General features: G+C 38.8%; 17 protein-coding genes. 10 read left to right on the forward strand and 7 right to left on the reverse strand.

What is annotated here, in order from left to right; genetic code table 11:
- Positions 1–4 precede the first annotated feature (4 nt).
- From ACFOSX_RS14205 to ACFOSX_RS14230, 6 genes are all read left to right on the forward strand, one after another.
- Positions 5–376: a cupin domain-containing protein gene (locus tag ACFOSX_RS14205; RefSeq protein ID WP_386102655.1), complete on the forward strand. Its 372-nt coding sequence runs from the start codon at positions 5–7 to the stop codon at positions 374–376.
- Positions 377–1,207 carry an alpha/beta hydrolase gene (locus tag ACFOSX_RS14210; RefSeq protein WP_386102658.1) on the forward strand — a complete coding sequence of 277 codons (831 nt, stop codon included), beginning with the start codon at positions 377–379 and terminating at the stop codon, positions 1,205–1,207.
- Between the two features lie 3 nt (positions 1,208–1,210).
- A complete protein-coding gene (gene rluF, locus ACFOSX_RS14215; protein WP_386102661.1) occupies positions 1,211–1,981 on the forward strand; it encodes a 23S rRNA pseudouridine(2604) synthase RluF in 771 nt (256 codons plus the stop codon).
- Positions 1,982–2,050: 69 nt separating this feature from the next.
- Entirely contained in the window at positions 2,051–2,629 is a 579-nt protein-coding gene (locus tag ACFOSX_RS14220; RefSeq protein WP_386102664.1) for a hypothetical protein, read from the forward strand.
- Positions 2,630–2,825: 196 nt separating this feature from the next.
- On the forward strand, positions 2,826–2,954 hold the full coding sequence (locus ACFOSX_RS14225; RefSeq protein ID WP_386102667.1) for a hypothetical protein: 129 nt from the start codon (positions 2,826–2,828) through the stop codon (positions 2,952–2,954).
- 3 nt (positions 2,955–2,957) lie between these two features.
- Positions 2,958–3,380, forward strand: a complete 423-nt coding sequence (locus ACFOSX_RS14230; protein ID WP_386102670.1) for a VOC family protein — start codon at positions 2,958–2,960, stop codon at positions 3,378–3,380.
- A 223-nt stretch (positions 3,381–3,603) separates the two neighbouring features.
- Here the strand turns inward: ACFOSX_RS14230 and ACFOSX_RS14235 are convergent, their stop codons facing one another.
- From ACFOSX_RS14235 to ACFOSX_RS14250, 4 genes are all read right to left on the reverse strand, one after another.
- Positions 3,604–4,317, reverse strand: coding sequence for a YwaF family protein (locus tag ACFOSX_RS14235; protein WP_386102673.1), 714 nt, complete (start codon positions 4,315–4,317; stop codon positions 3,604–3,606).
- Positions 4,318–4,323: 6 nt separating this feature from the next.
- On the reverse strand, positions 4,324–5,202 hold the full coding sequence (locus ACFOSX_RS14240) for a bifunctional 5,10-methylenetetrahydrofolate dehydrogenase/5,10-methenyltetrahydrofolate cyclohydrolase (RefSeq protein WP_386102676.1): 879 nt from the start codon (positions 5,200–5,202) through the stop codon (positions 4,324–4,326).
- Between the two features lie 120 nt (positions 5,203–5,322).
- Positions 5,323–6,654 (reverse strand): signal recognition particle protein, encoded by a 1,332-nt coding sequence (gene ffh, locus ACFOSX_RS14245; RefSeq protein WP_386102679.1) that lies wholly within the window; start codon positions 6,652–6,654, stop codon positions 5,323–5,325.
- Between the two features lie 194 nt (positions 6,655–6,848).
- Positions 6,849–9,131 carry a hypothetical protein gene (locus ACFOSX_RS14250; protein WP_386102682.1) on the reverse strand — a complete coding sequence of 761 codons (2,283 nt, stop codon included), beginning with the start codon at positions 9,129–9,131 and terminating at the stop codon, positions 6,849–6,851.
- A gap of 95 nt (positions 9,132–9,226) precedes the next feature.
- Here ACFOSX_RS14250 and ACFOSX_RS14255 point away from each other — a divergent pair, with 95 nt between their 5' ends.
- From ACFOSX_RS14255 to ACFOSX_RS14265, 3 genes are all read left to right on the forward strand, one after another.
- Positions 9,227–9,742, forward strand: coding sequence for an RNA polymerase sigma factor (locus ACFOSX_RS14255; RefSeq protein WP_386102685.1), 516 nt, complete (start codon positions 9,227–9,229; stop codon positions 9,740–9,742).
- Positions 9,743–9,849: 107 nt separating this feature from the next.
- Positions 9,850–10,737 (forward strand): FecR family protein, encoded by an 888-nt coding sequence (locus ACFOSX_RS14260; RefSeq protein ID WP_386102687.1) that lies wholly within the window; start codon positions 9,850–9,852, stop codon positions 10,735–10,737.
- Between the two features lie 7 nt (positions 10,738–10,744).
- Complete coding sequence (locus ACFOSX_RS14265) at positions 10,745–13,042, forward strand: TonB-dependent receptor domain-containing protein (RefSeq protein ID WP_386102690.1); 2,298 nt, start codon at positions 10,745–10,747, stop codon at positions 13,040–13,042.
- Between the two features lie 63 nt (positions 13,043–13,105).
- Here ACFOSX_RS14265 and ACFOSX_RS14270 read toward each other — a convergent pair whose 3' ends face one another.
- Complete coding sequence (locus ACFOSX_RS14270; RefSeq protein ID WP_386102693.1) at positions 13,106–13,687, reverse strand: porin family protein; 582 nt, start codon at positions 13,685–13,687, stop codon at positions 13,106–13,108.
- A gap of 150 nt (positions 13,688–13,837) precedes the next feature.
- On the opposite strand from ACFOSX_RS14270, the gene ACFOSX_RS14275 reads away from it, so the two are divergent.
- Complete coding sequence (locus tag ACFOSX_RS14275; RefSeq protein WP_386102696.1) at positions 13,838–14,380, forward strand: YfiT family bacillithiol transferase; 543 nt, start codon at positions 13,838–13,840, stop codon at positions 14,378–14,380.
- A 3-nt stretch (positions 14,381–14,383) separates the two neighbouring features.
- On the opposite strand, the gene ACFOSX_RS14280 is transcribed toward ACFOSX_RS14275, so the two are convergent.
- Both ACFOSX_RS14280 and argS read right to left on the reverse strand, forming a co-directional pair.
- Positions 14,384–15,154 (reverse strand): membrane metalloprotease, encoded by a 771-nt coding sequence (locus tag ACFOSX_RS14280; protein ID WP_386102699.1) that lies wholly within the window; start codon positions 15,152–15,154, stop codon positions 14,384–14,386.
- A gap of 99 nt (positions 15,155–15,253) precedes the next feature.
- A complete protein-coding gene (gene argS / locus ACFOSX_RS14285) occupies positions 15,254–17,038 on the reverse strand; it encodes an arginine--tRNA ligase (protein ID WP_386102702.1) in 1,785 nt (594 codons plus the stop codon).
- Positions 17,039–17,498: the final 460 nt, after the last annotated feature.

Here is a 17,498-nt window from a genome sequence, read left to right on the forward strand (position 1 = left end):
CAGATTGAAGGCTGAAAAATATCACATTCAGGACAATCCGTTTCGTGTTCCTACGACGGATGGTAAAACCATTTTAGAACATTTTGGGAGGGCTTCAGACGGAAATTCGGACATCAGCATAGCACACATGATTGCACCTGCAGGTTGGTCAGAGCCGTTTCAAACCCCTGAATTTGATGAATACACTTTCGTCATTCGTGGTAAAAAGCAATTCATAATAGATGGTGAAACCATAGTCTTAGAAGCTGGCCAGTCCATTAAAGTGGCTAAAAATACGCGCCTTCAATATTCAAATCCGTTTACAGAGCCCTGTGAATATATAGCGATTTGTCGTCCTGCGTTTTCAATGGAATCCGTTAACCGAGAAGACGATTAAATGAGTGAACTAATTATTAAAAGTATTGGTGGAATTTTAAATACATCGAGTTTAATTTCGCCACGATTTGCCTCTATCCAAGCCTTAAACCTATTTACATCTCCAAGAAAAGGACGCTACACCTCTGAGCAGATTCCGTTCATTGAAAGCGCCTTTTTTGAAGAACTAGAATTTGACGGTGACACTGTTGCCACATACCGTTGGCCAGGGAAAAACAAGACCATTTTATTAGCTCACGGATGGGAAAGCAACTCGGAACGCTGGAGCTATCTTATACCGCTTTTAAGAGAGCAAGACTACAATATAGTTGCCTTAGACGCGCCTGCTCACGGGCGTTCTGGCTCAAAACGCTTTAACGCTATATTGTATTCTGAATTTATGGCGCAAGTGGTAAAAAAACATCAACCCGAAATCATCATTGGTCACTCCGTTGGAGGTATGGCAACTGTTTTTGGGATGCATAACCATAATTTTAAAAGCCTAAAGAAAATGATACTACTTGGCGCACCGGCACATTTTGTGGGGGTTTTTGGGCGCTACAAGAAAATGATGGGCTTTAATGAGCGTATCTCTTCTGGGTTAGACCAATTGGTTTTAGAGAATTTTGGTAAGACAACCGACTATTTTTCTGCATCAGATTTTGTAAGCACTTTTGAATTACGAAGCCTTATTATTCATGATAAAAAGGATAAAATTATACCTTTTTCTGATGGAGAATCTTATGCGAAAAATTTCAAGAATTCCGAATTTATAGCAACTGAAGGATTTGGCCATAGTTTGAAAGATGCTTCGCTAGCACCAAAAATCATCGCTTTTATAAACCAAGATTAATAAATGTCTGACAATTTAACACGCCTCAACAAATTCCTCAGTGAAGCCGGTTACTGCTCGCGCCGTGGTGCGGATAAGCTCATTGATGCGGGCCGTGTTACCATAAACGATGTCGTCCCAGAAATGGGGACTAAGGTTGCACCGGGCGATGTTGTGAAAGTTGATGGCGAAGTTGTCGGCGCACGGAAACAAGACTTTGTCTATCTGGCCTTTAACAAGCCTGTTGGTATCGTCTGTACCACGGACACCCGAGTTGAAAAGGACAATATTATTGATTTTATCAACTACCCAAAACGCATATTCCCCATCGGCCGATTAGACAAACCAAGTGAGGGTTTGATTCTATTGACTGATGATGGTGATATTGTTAACAAGATTCTCCGTGCCAGTAATAATCACGAAAAAGAATATGTCGTGACTGTAGACAAGCCTATTTCACAAACCTTTATAGACCGTATGTCTGGCGGGATTTATTTGGAAGAATTAGAACGACGGACAAAAAAATGTATCGTTAAAAAAATCGATAAATTCACATTTAGCATCATTTTGACTCAAGGTTTAAATCGACAGATTCGTCGTATGTGTGAGTATCTTAATTATGAGGTACAAAGCCTAAAACGTGTCCGTATTATGAACATTGTTTTGGACACACCTGTTGGTGAATATCGCGAACTGACCAAACAGGAATTTGATGAGCTAAGCGAATTAATTTCAGAATCCAAGAAGACCTTTGACCCTAAGAATCGTCAGCGTCAAGACCGTCGGAAACGTTAATTCACAAGTCCTTAACACCTTTCAGGTTGATTTATTTCTAATTTGAATTGCAACTAAAGCAATCAAACCATGAAATCAATCAGTATTACGTTTTTCTTTTTCAGTATGTGCTTTCTTCTTAATGCACAATACAACAACGAACCTTCCGAAGCATTTCCCTATGGCAAACCGCATGCTGAAGCTCCTCAACAAATAAAAGACTTTGCGCCAATGATAGGCAAAAGTAAATGCGAATCCTTTTCCAGAAAACAAGATGGGTCATGGAATGAGGCGGTGGATATGCTATGGACTTTTAAATATATTATGGATGGCAAGGCAGTTCAAGATGAAACCTTAAAAGCAGATGGGGCGCACTCAGGTAGTATACGGCAATTCAACGCCGATAGCAGTAAATGGTATGTGCATTATTATGCGTCTAATGGCGTACCAAAAGTTCTTCCTGCCTGGGAAGGCGAGCGCACCGAAAATAAAATTGTGCTCTATCGTGAGCAAAAAGCACCGAACGGCACGGATGGTTTTTACCGATTAACCTTTTATGATTTTGAAAACACAGGTTATAAATGGATTGGCGAATGGGTAGATAAAACCGAAAAAATAGTCTACCCTACTTGGAAGATAAATTGCACAAAACAGGAAGAAAATGACTAAAAAGAGTCAAGAAGTTGTCTAATTGCGACTAAATTTAACTGCTTTGCCCTAAAATATAGAACGACTTTAATTATTATCTAATTTTAAGCATAACCAATTAAAAGGAAGAAATTATGATTAAAGTATTAGCAATGATTATGACTGTAGGAGGAGCTATAGCTCTTGTTATGGGTGTTTAGGTATATTTGGAAATAATATGACAGCGTTGAGCCCTTATGCCTTGAGTATGCTTGGCGGTGTGTTTTTTATCGCTGGCGTGTCCATGTTAAAATATAGAAAAGATAGTCCTGCCCCAACAGACGGTGGTGGCGACTCGCAAAATTAAACAATGACTGAACTTAGACCTTTCCATTTGGCGATTCCTGTTGATAATCTCGAAAGCGCCCGAACATTTTATACCAATACATTAGAATTAGAGGAAGGGCGAAGTAGCGACCATTGGGTAGACTATAATTTTTTCGGTCATCAATTGGTCATACATTACAAAGATAAAATCAATGAGGCCTTGCGCACCAATCCGGTTGACGGAAAAGAGGTGCCAGTGCCTCATTTTGGTGTGGTTCTAGATTGGGACACTTTCCACAGCTTTGCAAAACAATTAAAATCTAAAGGCATTCAATTCATCATTGACCCCTATATTCGATTTGAAGGTAAGGTTGGCGAACAGGCCACCATGTTTTTTAAAGACCCCTGTGGAAATGCCTTGGAGTTTAAAGCCTTCAAGGATATGGGGCAGTTGTTTGCTAAGTAAACTATCATAAGTTACCATTACTTCTGTCCGTTCAAGCGGTCCCCAAGTGTCGGGAGAGAACTTCTAACTGATTACCTTTTTTCCTAAAATTTCATACTTCAGACCTGCCAGTCCCAACGTTTCGGGATTAAAACCTAACAGGTCTTATTTTATTGATGAGATTGCCACATCACGCTTGTGCGTGATTCGCAATGACGGCCGAAATGAACAGGACAAACAAATTCTATTGTTTCGTTTTTCTTTCTCTGAACAACAGAAAAATCAAAAAGAAATACGGCAATACAATCAATTCAATTTGAAGAATATAATAGGGCCATTCGGCTAAAAAGTCCATAGCGGAAGCAGATTCAGGTTTTCTACTTAAATAGGAATAATTGGCATTGAGCATCCAATTCAAAATTAAAATGACAACGGCATACACTTGAAGCGCCAAAAAGGATTTAAAGACACTCTTCAGTGTAGGGCGCATACCGAAGACAAACGTGGCATAAAGCATAATACTAACGAGACCGAGATGCACTATCCAATACCGAACGTAATCTAAACTGAGAAAACCTTCTGAAATATCTGGTGTTATGATGCCTTGTGTGGTTCCTGCAATGACCCAAAACAATAAAACTTCATAAAGCCAATAGCGTTTGGTTTGCGTAAAGACAGGAATTACAAGTGCCATAAAACTGCATAAAAACAGTGGTAAATCAGTTGCAAAATTATAGTTGCCAGCACTGATTTTATAAAAATGATAAACGATAATCGAACCCGAAATAAGGATGCCAAGCCAATTGAAAACTCGGTTTTGCTGTTGTTCATTTAAATATCGCTTAGAATACCGAATCCCGAAAACAGCACTTATAATGAATAGAAGAATTGGGGCGACATGAGGAAGACTACCAATGGTTACTGGTTCCGAAATTGCCAAATTTTGAAGGCAAAACATCCGTGATTAGTTACTTCTATGTTGCTCTCGCGCCAACAAGGTATTCTTTAACAACATCGCAATGGTCATTGGACCAACACCACCCGGGACAGGTGTGATATAACTTGCTTTTTTACTAACGTTTTCAAAATCGACATCGCCAGTAATGTAATAGCCTTTTTCGGAATCGTCTGGAACACGCGTAATACCAACATCAATAATCACGGCATCGTCTTTTACCATCTCGGCTTTTAAGAACTTAGGAATCCCCAAAGCTGAAATAATGATATCTGCTTGCGATGTAATCTGAGTGATATTTTTAGTATGACTGTGTGTAAGTGTTACAGTTGAATTCCCCGGAAAGCCTTTACGGCCCATTAAAATACTCATTGGGCGACCTACAATATGAGAACGTCCGATAACTACTGTATGTTTCCCTTTAGTTTCAACACCATAGCGGTCTAACAATTCTAAAATTCCAAACGGTGTTGCCGGAATAAACGTCGACATATCCAAGGACATTTTTCCAAAATTCATCGGATGAAAGCCGTCCACATCTTTATCGGGGTTTACCGCCATCAACACTTTCTGGGTATTGATTTGTGGTGGCAATGGTAATTGAATGATAAACCCGTCGATATTATCGTCTTCGTTTAGCTCTTCAATTTTATCTAATAACTCAATCTCGCTGGTAGTGTTGGACATACGAACCATTGTTGACTCAAACCCCACACGTTCACAAGCTCTAACTTTACTGCCCACGTAGGTTAAACTTGCGCCATCATTACCAACAATAACGGCGGCCAAGTGAGGCACCTTTTCGCCATCAGCTTTCATCTTATCGACTTCCGCCTTGATTTCGTTTTTAATTTCGTTACTTACTTTTCTTCCGTCTAGAATGGTCATGGTTTATTAGTTTTCTCGCTAAGGCGCAAAGGCGCAAAGCAATTTCTATAATTTATTTGCTAAATATTTCGTTTGTCTTCAAGCAAAACCAACTTTAAACTATAAACTTTAAACTTGGAACTATCTCGGCATCCCCTTCATCATCTGCATCATGCGTTTTCCGCCACCGCCTTGCATCATTTTCATCATCTTGCTCATTTGTGTGAACTGCTTCAATAACTGATTCACTTCTTGTACCGAAGTCCCAGAACCCTTGGCAACGCGTTTCTTTCGACTTGAATTAATCAATGATGGATTCGAACGCTCCGCTGGCGTCATAGAGTGAATAATGGCTTCTATACCTTTAAAGGCATCATCATCAATATCAATATCTTTCATCATTTTACCAGCACCAGGAATCATCCCAATAAGGTCTTTCATATTACCCATCTTCTTGATTTGCTGAATCTGTTTTAAGAAGTCATCAAACCCGAATTGGTTCTTGGCAATCTTCTTCTGAAGTTTTCGAGCTTCTTCCTCATCAAACTGCTCTTGGGCACGTTCAACTAACGAGACTACATCACCCATCCCAAGGATTCGGTCTGCCATACGTGCCGGATAGAAGACATCAATTGCTTCCATCTTTTCACCGGTACCGATAAACTTAATCGGCTTGTCAACCACCGATTTAATAGAAATGGCCGCACCACCACGGGTATCACCATCTAATTTGGTAAGGATAACCCCATCGAAATTTAAGATATCGTTGAACGCTTTTGCAGTATTCACCGCATCTTGACCTGTCATGGAATCTACCACAAACAAGGTTTCCTGTGGTTGAATGGCTTTATGAATGTTAGAAATCTCGGTCATCATGGCCTCATCAACAGCCAAACGACCAGCGGTATCTATAATCACCACGTTATGTCCGTTGGCTTTGGCGTGCGCAATTCCCGCTTGTGAAATAGCGACTGGGTCGTTATTTCCTCTATCACTGAATACCTCAACACCAATTTGGTCACCAACCACATGTAATTGGTCAATGGCCGCAGGACGATACACATCACAAGCCACTAAAAGAGGCTTCTTGGTTTTTTTATTTTTGAGATAATTGGCAAGCTTTCCAGAAAAGGTTGTTTTACCAGAACCCTGTAAACCAGACATTAAAATAACGCTTGGATTACCAGAAAGATTAATGCCTTCTGCATCGCCACCCATAAGTTCGGTTAATTCATCCTTCACGATTTTAACCATCAACTGTCCTGGCTGTAACGTTGTTAATACGTTAGCGCCCAGTGCTTTTTCCTTAACACGGTTGGTAAAATCCTTAGCAATTTTAAAGTTAACATCGGCATCTAAAAGCGCACGTCTCACTTCTTTTAAGGTTTCCGCAACGTTAACCTCAGTAATATTTCCGTGCCCTTTGAGGACGTGGAGCGCTTTATCTAACTTCTCACTTAAATTATTAAACATAGTGTTTCTGTATTCTTGGGGTTACTATTCTTTCAATTTGAAATTAAACCCTTCATATTTATCAAGTGGCAAATTTAAGAATTTACAAGCGATAAAGGAAGGCTCTCATTCAGAAATAAGAACAAAAAAAGAACTGCTTAATCAAGCAGTTCTTTCCTCAAAAGACTAGGGATTATACTAGCGGTTAATCAATCCTAGTTACAAACTTTATCCAAGGTCAATTGGTCATCCCCATTATGGAAAATTAATTGTTCAGATGTACATTCAACTAATTTATAATTGATGCCATTAAACACTTGCACATTACCTCCAGAAATGTCGGTCATTTCTAAATAGATATAGCCATCTAAAGCGGACGTCCAATTACCTGTGTAGGTTTCTGTTTCAGACATTATAGTTAATGAGCCATCGGCCATGAAGTTGATGTTGAAAATATCAAAACTTGTACTACCATTATACTCAGAAATAGTCCACTCACACGTCACAATATTAGCGTTGAAATCTTCGAATGAGCAACCACTATCCGAACAACCTACAACTGTTAAACCAATATCGTACAACATGTATTCGCCATTAGCATTTTCAATTCGTAAAATGACGAATCCATTGGCGCTCACATAAGTAGCAGGTTCCGCAATAGGATTTACATTGGTTTCTGCGTCTGCTACAGAAACGTGGAATGACCAGTTGAATTCGGCATCACAGTCCGCTTGTTCAATAATGCTTGTTAAATCGAATTTAGCCAAGTCATTATCAAATACTCCATCAGTATCATCACAGGCTTCTAGTACTGTTCCATCAAAACATTCAAATGGATTTTGCGTATTACATTGTTCAACGACAAGTTCTACAGGGTAAATAATATTGATATCTGGATGGTTGACTTTCTGAACCTTCACGTAAACCGTTTGAGGATTACTCAAGTTAGTGTATGCCGTCGCACCCTCTAGTATGTCTGAATCATTTTCAGCACCAGACAACGATGTATGGAATGTAATCATTACAGTAAAGCCAACATTACAATCTGGTACTGCTTCATAAATATTGAATTGCGCTGTGCCTGTGTTGTTTTCATCACATTTCACCAATTCATAGCCTTCTTCATTATAACATTCAAACGGATTAGCATCAAAACACTCTTGCTCTAACATCAATACATTATCGCCGTTGGCTAAGCTAAAATAATCATCATCACATTCGGTTACCGTCCAGAAACCTGTCAGGGCCTGATAAGGCGCGATAAGATTCAATTCTAACTTACGCTCCATACCGACAATAACAACAGCCCACTCGCCTATTTCAACAAACATATCTGTATCGTTGTTGAAATAGAATACTGTATTGTTTTCTGTAAATTTCAATTTGTTTGAAGCATCTCCTGGAAGTAAATTTGAAGTCGCATACCAGTAACATGTTCTCAATCGTTGCGTGATGTCTGAGGCCGAACAATTGATATCGGACTCACAGTTTCTATCTAAATCAACTTCTATGTCACCTTTGATTAATTCAAAATCATCATCGTCACATTCCGTAATTAAATATTCGCCACCTAAATCATCTTGAAAAGCAGACAGGTCTGAAAGTATCAGGTACGTTCCGTTATCGGTTTCTTCAACCGTCCAATTGCCAGTGACTTCTTCATTTAAGTTTTCACCCATAATCACGAAAGTAAAGTCATCATTGAAGGTAATCTCCAAATCATCTAACACCTCAACATCGTGGTCTATAGTCCAACTACATTCTTTTAAAAAGCTTTTGATATCATCAACGCTACATGTTATGTAATCGTCATCTTCACAATCGTCACCAGCCATGGCAATAGCATCGGCCAACTCCGCATTGGTATTAACGGTCGTTGTTTCGCCATTGGCATACTCTAAGGATACTGGGAAGTTAAGACTAACGATAAGTGTTTCGGACTCGTCTTCTAAGCGGTCTAAAAAATCGTATAACGCTTCGTCATCTTCAATAGTTATAGTATCCACCAACACAAATTGCGAATTGAATACCGAAAAAGATATAGGATAAATAAAATCAACACATTCAATAGTGTCGTCATCGTCAAAACATTGTTCTAAAAGGGCCTCAAATTGGTCTTGATTTTCAATCACCAGCTCTGTGTAATCGCTATAAATAATAGTAATTGGAAAAACAAATTCAGGTAAGTCCACCTCAAGGTCTTCCAATAAATCTTCTAAGTCTTCCAAGTCCTCTTCGGTGGTAATCGTAATGGTTATATCACTGACCACAACGGTTACGGGCAAATCCACCGAAAAGCAACTGGAATTATCCAAGACATTATCGCGTCGTACAGAATTAGCGGATGTACTACGCATCACATTAGCCAACATAGAATTGGCTTCGATAGTTTCGGTTTCACTAGGATTAATGATTTCCGTTTCTTCGTTCTGGCAAGAGAATAGGGTCATTAGGGCAAAAAAGGCGACCAGTAGGTAGTTTTTGATTTGGAATTTCATGATTAATAGGTTTTGGTTTTGTTATATAACAGTTCAAAATTAAAAACTCCTACCCTGCATTTAATTTTTTTTAAATTTACCCCAATTGACAACCCATGCCCAAACCGCTAAAAGACCATATTTGCGAAGCAGAAACCTTTGAATTGCTTTTTAAAAAGTATTCAAAATCCCTGCATGATTTTTTATACTACAAGTTTGGGGAGTTACACAACCCCAAGGATAAAGTACAAGATGCTTTTATAAAATTATGGGAAAATTGCGCCAAGGTTTCTCCAGACAAAGCGAAGAGTTTTCTATTTACCACAGCTAATAATTTAATGCTGAATGCCACGGCGCACCGAAAAGTGGTCTTGAAATTTCAGCAACAACCGCAGAAAACAGCAACCCAGGAAACCCCAGAATATAAGCTTGAAGAAAAACAATACCAAGAAAAAATTGAAAACGCCCTAGCCAATTTAACTGAGGCACAACGTACGGCATTTTTAATGAATCGGGTTGAGGGGAAACGCTTTAAGGAAATTGCTTCGTTGTTGGATATTTCGGTAAAAGCCGTGGAAAAACGCATTTACGGCGCGTTGAAAAAGTTGCGGGAGGATATTGAAGGTTTGTAGAGTGATGAGAACCGATTTAGAAATAACTTTAAACTTTAAACCAAAAATTTTGACTAAAGAGGTAGGAATTTTTTAACCTCACTTGTTATATAGATAGATGCATTAGTATGAAACGAGAAGAACTCATAAAAAAATGGCTAGATAACAGACTCTCCGCTGAGGAGCAGACTGCCTTTGAGGCATTGCCAGATTATAAAGAACTGACCCGTTTGTCGGCGCATCTCAAGACCCTTTCTGTCCCAGAATACAATTCCGAAGTTGAATTTGAAACATTAAAACCAAAACTAAATAAGACGCCAAGTTCCAATAATTGGGTGCGTCCATTATTGAAAGCCGTCGCCGTAATTGTAATTGGTTTGGTCGGCTTTTATTCGTTTCAGAATAAAGATTCCAAATTTACCACGGACTATGCCTCAAAAACACAAATTGAATTACCAGATGCATCTTTAGTAGACCTCAACGCGGATTCGCAGTTATCGTTTAATGAGAATAGTTGGTCAGAAGAAAGAGCGGTCAACCTCAATGGCGAAGCCTTCTTTAAAGTCGCTAAAGGCTCTAAGTTTGAAGTGATTACGGATGCAGGCACCGTTCAGGTATTAGGTACAGGATTCAATGTGATACAACGTCATAACTTTTTTGAAGTCACTTGTTTTGAAGGTCGGGTTGCGGTAATGCATCTCAAAGACACTATACTATTGAATCCAACACACAGATTTGCGGTTATTGATGGGAAAATCTCTGCTCATGAAAAAGAAAACAGCAGATTGCCTAAATGGCTTTCTGATGAAAGTAGCTTTACCAGCCGACCGCTTAAATTTGTGCTCAATGAGCTAGAACGTCAATACAACATTACGGTTAATGCAGACGCAATTGATAGCTCTCAATTATTTAGCGGGAATTTCACCCACAAAAATTTAGACCTTGCCCTCAAGTCTATTGCCTTACCATTGAATATAAGCTACACCGTTGATGGTAAAAACGTAGTATTAAAGTAGGGACAACTTGGCCAAACAACTATTCATTGCCATTTTTCTATCCATTTCTCTGGTGACATACGCTCAAAACACCAGTGACACCATACCGTTATCTCAATTTTTGAAACAAATTGAAGCCCAATTCAACGTTAGCTTTTCCTTTGCTGATAAGACTATTGCGAATAAAACGATAAAAATTTCAGAGCGCTTCACAACGCTTAAAGAGGCTTTAGATTATTTAAAGTCTGAAACCAAACTCAACTACAAACTATTGAACGAGAGGTTTATCACTATCTCCAAACCCTCGGAAATTGACCAAAATCCCACCTACAAACTTCAACGATTAGATGAAGTGGTAGTCAATAATTTTCTATCCCAAGGACTTTCAAAATCCATTAATGGCGCTATAACCATTGAATCTGATAAGTTTCAAATTTTACCAGGTTTGATTGAACCCGATATCCTTCAAACTATACAAGCATTGCCGGGTATTACCAGTGCGGAAGAACTTATTTCGGATATTAATATCAGAGGTGGTACGCACGACCAAAATTTGATTCTTTTTGACGGCATGCGTATGTACCAATCTGGACATTTCTTCGGATTGATTTCTGCATTTAATCCCTACCTCACGGAAACCGTGGATGTCACCAAAAATGGCACACAAGCCAAGCATGGGTCTGGCGTTTCGGGTTTAATTGATATCCAATCGAGTAATGACCGTGTTAAATATTTAGAATCTGGATTTGGTATAGATTTAATCAAAGCTGATGCTTTTGCCAAGATTCCTATCAACAAAAAATCAGAGCTTCAAATCGCAGGGCAACGCTCTTACACCGATGTGATTTTGTCCCCGACTTACGATTCTTATTTTGAGCGCATTTTTGATGATTCCGAATTAAATTCTGGAAGAACTATAACCAATGATGATGATTTTTTCTTCTATGATGTCACTGCCAAATACATTTATGACCTCAACAGTTCCACCAAAATAACAGGAAACTTTGTCACTATCTTCAATAGCCTAAACTATAAGCAAACCACACGGGAGTCTGACAATTCTGAATTGCAAACCGAAAGCGACCTCAAACAAACCAGCTATGCCGGAAGCCTTTCTTTTTCCAAAGCCTTCAATAAAAGTCTGAAAGGTTTTGCTCAAGTCTATTTTTCGAACTATCAACTCAATGGTTTTAATAACATCATTACCAACAACCAGTTGTTGACCCAAAGTAACACGGTAGATGATTTAGGCATTCGATTGGACTTGCTTAAAGCATTAGACAAAAACCTGAATGTAAATCTCGGCTATCAGTTTAATGAAGTCGGCGTTCGTAATCTTGAAGACGTGAACCGCCCGCGATTCAAAAGTTCCATAAAAGAAGTTATCCGCACACATGGGGTTTACACGGAGGCTGAGTTTACGTCAAATTCTAAAAACACATATGGTAGAATTGGGCTCAGAGGCAACTACATTGACAAGTTTGGGAGCATTTTTTTTGAACCCCGATTGTCTTTCAACCAAAAGTTTTTGGACCATTTTCGCTTAGAGTTATTGGCAGAAACCAAACATCAATCCATTAGTCAGATTATAGATTTACAGCAGGATTTCTTCGGGATTGAAAAACGCCGTTGGCAACTCTCCAATGATGAGGATGTTCCTATTATAAAAAGCAGTCAAGTGTCCGCCGGATTAAGCTATAACCGTAACGGTTGGTTGACCAGTATTGAAGGTTATTACAAGGTGGTCGATGGTATAAGTTCACGCTCTCAGGGCTTTCAGAATCAGTTTCAATTTACTCCTGCTACAGGAAAATACACTATAAAAGGTATAGATGTTTTTCTACAAAAGCGCTTTGATAATTGGAGTTCTTGGTTGAGTTACAGTTTTAGTAAAAATGATTATGAATTCGAATCCCTAAACAATGGGCAAGCTTTTCCGAGCAACATTGATTTACGCCATGTCGCCAATGTGTCTTTGAGTTATAATTTGAATAACTTTAGAATTGCTACCGGACTCAACTGGCATACCGGACGTCCGTATACCGAACCGTCAGACCTTCAAAATGAAAGAAACACCATCAGTTACAATACGCCCAATGAGGAAAGGCTAAACGATTATCTAAGATTGGATGTCTCGGCTTCCTACAAATTTCAGCTTGGTCTTAATACCACGATGCATTTGGCGACTTCTATATGGAATCTAACCAACGAAGCCAATGAAATCAATCGTTACTTCACGTTAAATAACAATAACGATATTGTAGAGAACACCAATTTTGCGCTTCGCTTTACGCCCAACTTGAATTGTAGGATTCATTTTAACTAGAAAAGACTTCCAATCGGAAGTCTTTTCTAGTTGTTATAGTATTTCTATTTCGGAATAAAACAATTAAAAATCAAAGCCTACATAGAACTGTAGCACTCTATTTCTAGGGTTGTTTTCCTCATAAATATCGCCTAGTCCGAGATGGTATCGCGCTCCGATATTCACACCAGAATTGGTCTTTATACCAGCACCAAAATTAGCGCCAAAATCGAAATTGTTCGGGTCGAATTCGGCTGTGCTATCAAATAAAGTGCCTTCAAATTCCTCTTTGTGCGAAATGGCCAATCCAATCTGTGGGCCAGCTTCGATAAAGAAACCATCAGTTAAATAGCCTTTAAACATCAAAGGTAAATTAATGTAATTCAGTTTTTGCGTAAATGTACCGCCATCACCTTCTAACTCATAGCCTTGTTGAGAGTATTGCAATTCTGGCTGAATGGAAAAATTATTGGAGATAAAGCTTTCGCCATACAACCCGATATGGAAACCGTGACGCTGACCTGTCTCTTCTTCGCCATCAAAGGTCACCGAAGCTAGGTTGTAGCCTCCTTTTAATCCTACTGAAGATTCTCTGGAGTTGTCTTGGGCTTGGGTTGTAAAAATGAGACCTAAGCACAGAGCCATAGATAAAATTTTAGTTTTCATTGTAATTTGGGTTTATTGATTTAATTGTTTTGGTTCGAAAATATTTCAAAGGAAAATTACCTTTTGTCTCATTTACGAAATTTCTTAACTCAAGGTTTTATTCGAAATAGTATCTTAATCCATCATTTCACCTTCAATCGAATATAAATTATGACTCATTCTCAACTACAGGATTTAAAGTACCCCATCGGCCAATTTGAAACGCCAGAAGTGATTACCAACGACCATATTGTAGATTGGATTAATGACATCAAAGCCCTGCCACAGGGTGTTATTGATTTAGTTGAGCATCTCAGCAATTCCGAATTAAACTATCCCTACCGACCAGAAGGGTGGACGATACAGCAGGTGGTACATCATTTGGCAGACAGCCACATGAACAGTATCATTAGATTCAAATTGGCGATAACAGAAGACAGCCCAACCATAAGACCTTATTTTGAAGACCGCTGGGCCACATTGAAAGATTATGACCAACCGATTGATTCCTCACTTTCAATATTAAATGGCGTGCACGAAAAGTTAGGGGTTTTGCTTTCTAGTTTTTCTGAAGAGGAGTTAGCCCGAGAATTTATCCACCCAGAACATGGCAAACGTTTCTCATTAAAGGAAACCATTGGTATGTACGCATGGCATAGCAACCATCATTTGGCGCATATCAGACAGGCTTTGACGTATAAAGGGGAATTTTAATTTTTATTTCCCGCCATTAGCCTGTAAATCGGCAATGCATAAGTCATCCAAAGTTGGGATGGTACCTCCGGAAACCGTGCCCATCATTCCTGAGCCAGTTTCTGCATTGGCTTGCATTAAGCAACCATCAACATTACAATGTCTATCGCTATCCGCATCCTCGTGAGGGGTTTGCATAGGTAAGTCTATATTCACCAATCCAAAGATGTGGGCAAATTCATGATGAATCACAGCAGTTTCCAATACCGATTGACTAGGTTGAGATAGGCCTCCCGACAAATCTTGAATCGTATTCTCATAAATGACAAAAGACGTATTTCTATACGCTGTTCCCAATGTAAATTGGTTGCTTGTATCGCCTTCAGCATTACCATCCGCAAAAAATGCCCAGACAGCAATTTGGCTTCCGTTATTGAATTTTGTTCGGTTATCGTTTTCAATGTCCACAATTTCGGCTGTAGTATATGGCGAGAAACCAGGCGATGGAATACTTCTAGATTCAATCACAATACCATCTGGTTTATGCGTTCGGTCTTCTAAAAAAGTTTTAAAATTGTTGATAGCTGTTTGCGTTGGCTCAAAGCCTTCCACATACACCAACTCTACGACCATGCTTGTAAATTCATCATCGGACAATAAATCAAGTGATGAACTTCCTAAAGCTTGCTGATTGGCCGTCACATCTGGACCAGAGTTTGTAGGGTTAGAACTGTCGTCTTCAGAACATGATATAATTAAAAATGCTATACATAAAAAGGAAAGAAATCGTTTCATTTTAGGGTCTTTTTGAATAATTCTGCTACTATTTTATTTACGAAAAATAGTCGCGATTGGTTTTATATAATTACAGAACGGAAAAAAGCGATGATTCTTTTACATCTGCTCAGGCACGTCAATACCCAATACCATAAAGGCATTTTTTATGGTTGTCCCCACAGCGTGTGACAAGGCAACTCTAAAGGTTTTTTCAGTTTCGGAATCCGCACCAAAAATGGAAACATTCTGATAAAATGAATTAAAATCCTTAACCAAATCGTAGGTATAATTGGCAATCAATGCCGGACTGTGTTGCTCGGCACCATTCTGAATCGTCTCTGGAAACAAAGCCAACTGTTTCAACAATTGCTTCTCCTTTTCGTGTAATTCAACCGTTTTTAAATCAGCTTCCGAAATGGACAATTGCTCTGCGCGCCTTAAAATCGATTGAATCCGAGCATATGTATATTGAATAAACGGTCCCGTATTCCCTTGAAAATCGATAGAATCCTTCGGGTCGAATAAAATGCGTTTCTTAGGGTCTACTTTTAAGATGTAATATTTTAAAGCACCTAAACCGATGGTTTTGTAAAGTTGCTTGCGTTCGGTTTCGGAATAATCATCCAACTTTCCAAGTTCTTTTGAAATATCTTCTGCCGTGTTGGCCATTTCTTCAATTAACTCATCAGCATCGACCACAGTACCTTCCCGACTTTTCATCTTTCCACTTGGTAAATCGACCATACCATAACTTAGGTGGAAGAGGTTTTTTGCCCAATCAAAACCGAGTCTTTTCAGAATAAGAAACAAAACTTTAAAATGATAATCTTGCTCATTAGCTACGGTATAAACCATGCCACCAACATCCGGGTAATCCTTAATTCGTTGAATGGCCGTACCGATATCCTGAGTCATATAAACCGCAGTTCCATCGCTTCGCAATACGATTTTCTCATCTAAACCTTCATCGGTTAAATCGCACCACACCGAGCCATCGTCTTTCTTAAAAAATACGCCCGATTTTAAGCCTTCGGCAATAAATTCCTTACCCAATAAATAGGTTTCGCTCTCGTAGTAATTTTTATCGAAATCAACTCCTATATTTTCATACGTCACGTCAAAACCGTCATAAACCCATTGGTTCATTGTTTTCCAAAGTGCAACAGTGTCTTCATCGCCGGCTTCCCATTTACGGAGCATGTCTTGGGCTTCCAACAAAATTGGTGCATTCTTTTTGGCATCTTCTTCAGATTGGCCTTGAGCCATTAATTCCGAAATCTCAGCCTTATACACCTTATCAAATTCCACATAATAATTCCCAACAAATTTATCGCCTTTCAAACCTGCAGATTCTGGTGTTTCTTCATTTCCAAAACGTTGCCATGCCAGCATACTTTTACAGATATGAATCCCACGGTCATTTATGATTTGGGTTTTATAGACTTTTTTACCGGACGCTTTTAAAATTTCAGAAACAGAGTAACCAAGCAATACATTTCTAACGTGCCCCAAATGCAGAGGTTTATTGGTATTGGGCGAGGAATATTCTACCATTACGGCCTTATCGCCCTCTTGTGGCGCTTTAAAACCATAGGTAGAATTACCTTGAATGGTATTAAAAAACTTCAAATAGTAGGCATCACTAATTTCAAGATTAAGAAATCCCTTAACCACATTAAAGGCTTTTACTTCCTCCACGTGTTCCACAAGATACTCACCCAATTGCTGACCAATTTGTACGGGATTTCCTTTAACCACGCGCAACATAGGGAATACCACTACAGTAATATCACCAGCAAATTCTTTGCGGGTCGCTTGGAATTCAACCGCATCTAACTGCGCATTGAACAAATTATTGAAAGCAATTTTTACCTGCTTTTCTAAAGTATCCTGAAGTGTCATCAACCTTGTATTTTAGCTCTTCTGCAAGCCGTTAAAAATGTTGACAAAGATAGGATATTTATTATTTTTTTATGTTTTATAAGTCTTCAAATTGTCTAATTTTAGGGTGCTATTAATTCGATTTAATTACGGAAAGAAATACTGTTTCTCTTGCGGGAAATCGGGTCATTCCAAAACAACAATAATCGACTTTTAAACTGTATATGAGCAGTTTAACAAAACGTGCATTTCATCGAGGAAAGTGTAGTTCTGCCTTGATTTTTGCCGTTAATCGATATGGAAATTTCGAAGATTTTTTTTGATGTCCATTTCGTCCGATTTTTTCGTAGTAAGTCTTAGAAATTAGCATAAACAATAACTAATTTTCATTTTTGAGTTGCTATTAATTAACGTCCCAAAACGTTTTATGACGCCAAGTCAAACATTAACAGTCATGTTTTTGTTTTGTGTGACCTCACTT

It is taken from the genome of Winogradskyella maritima (assembly GCF_042650215.1).
GTDB lineage: Bacteria > Bacteroidota > Bacteroidia > Flavobacteriales > Flavobacteriaceae > Winogradskyella > Winogradskyella maritima.

Coding starts and splice junctions, on each gene's coding strand:
- ACFOSX_RS14280 (WP_386102699.1), bottom strand. CDS start 15,154: ATGAAACGATTTCTTTCCTTTTTATGTATAGCATTTTTAATTATATCA.
- ACFOSX_RS14235 (WP_386102673.1), bottom strand. CDS start 4,317: ATGTTTTGCCTTCAAAATTTGGCAATTTCGGAACCAGTAACCATTGGT.
- rluF (WP_386102661.1), top strand. CDS start 1,211: ATGTCTGACAATTTAACACGCCTCAACAAATTCCTCAGTGAAGCCGGT.
- ffh (WP_386102679.1), bottom strand. CDS start 6,654: ATGTTTAATAATTTAAGTGAGAAGTTAGATAAAGCGCTCCACGTCCTC.
- ACFOSX_RS14240 (WP_386102676.1), bottom strand. CDS start 5,202: ATGACCATTCTAGACGGAAGAAAAGTAAGTAACGAAATTAAAAACGAA.
- ACFOSX_RS14225 (WP_386102667.1), top strand. CDS start 2,826: ATGACAGCGTTGAGCCCTTATGCCTTGAGTATGCTTGGCGGTGTGTTT.
- argS (WP_386102702.1), bottom strand. CDS start 17,038: ATGACACTTCAGGATACTTTAGAAAAGCAGGTAAAAATTGCTTTCAAT.
- ACFOSX_RS14210 (WP_386102658.1), top strand. CDS start 377: ATGAGTGAACTAATTATTAAAAGTATTGGTGGAATTTTAAATACATCG.
- ACFOSX_RS14270 (WP_386102693.1), bottom strand. CDS start 13,687: ATGAAAACTAAAATTTTATCTATGGCTCTGTGCTTAGGTCTCATTTTT.
- ACFOSX_RS14230 (WP_386102670.1), top strand. CDS start 2,958: ATGACTGAACTTAGACCTTTCCATTTGGCGATTCCTGTTGATAATCTC.
- ACFOSX_RS14220 (WP_386102664.1), top strand. CDS start 2,051: ATGAAATCAATCAGTATTACGTTTTTCTTTTTCAGTATGTGCTTTCTT.
- ACFOSX_RS14250 (WP_386102682.1), bottom strand. CDS start 9,131: ATGAAATTCCAAATCAAAAACTACCTACTGGTCGCCTTTTTTGCCCTA.
- ACFOSX_RS14275 (WP_386102696.1), top strand. CDS start 13,838: ATGACTCATTCTCAACTACAGGATTTAAAGTACCCCATCGGCCAATTT.
- ACFOSX_RS14260 (WP_386102687.1), top strand. CDS start 9,850: ATGAAACGAGAAGAACTCATAAAAAAATGGCTAGATAACAGACTCTCC.
- ACFOSX_RS14255 (WP_386102685.1), top strand. CDS start 9,227: ATGCCCAAACCGCTAAAAGACCATATTTGCGAAGCAGAAACCTTTGAA.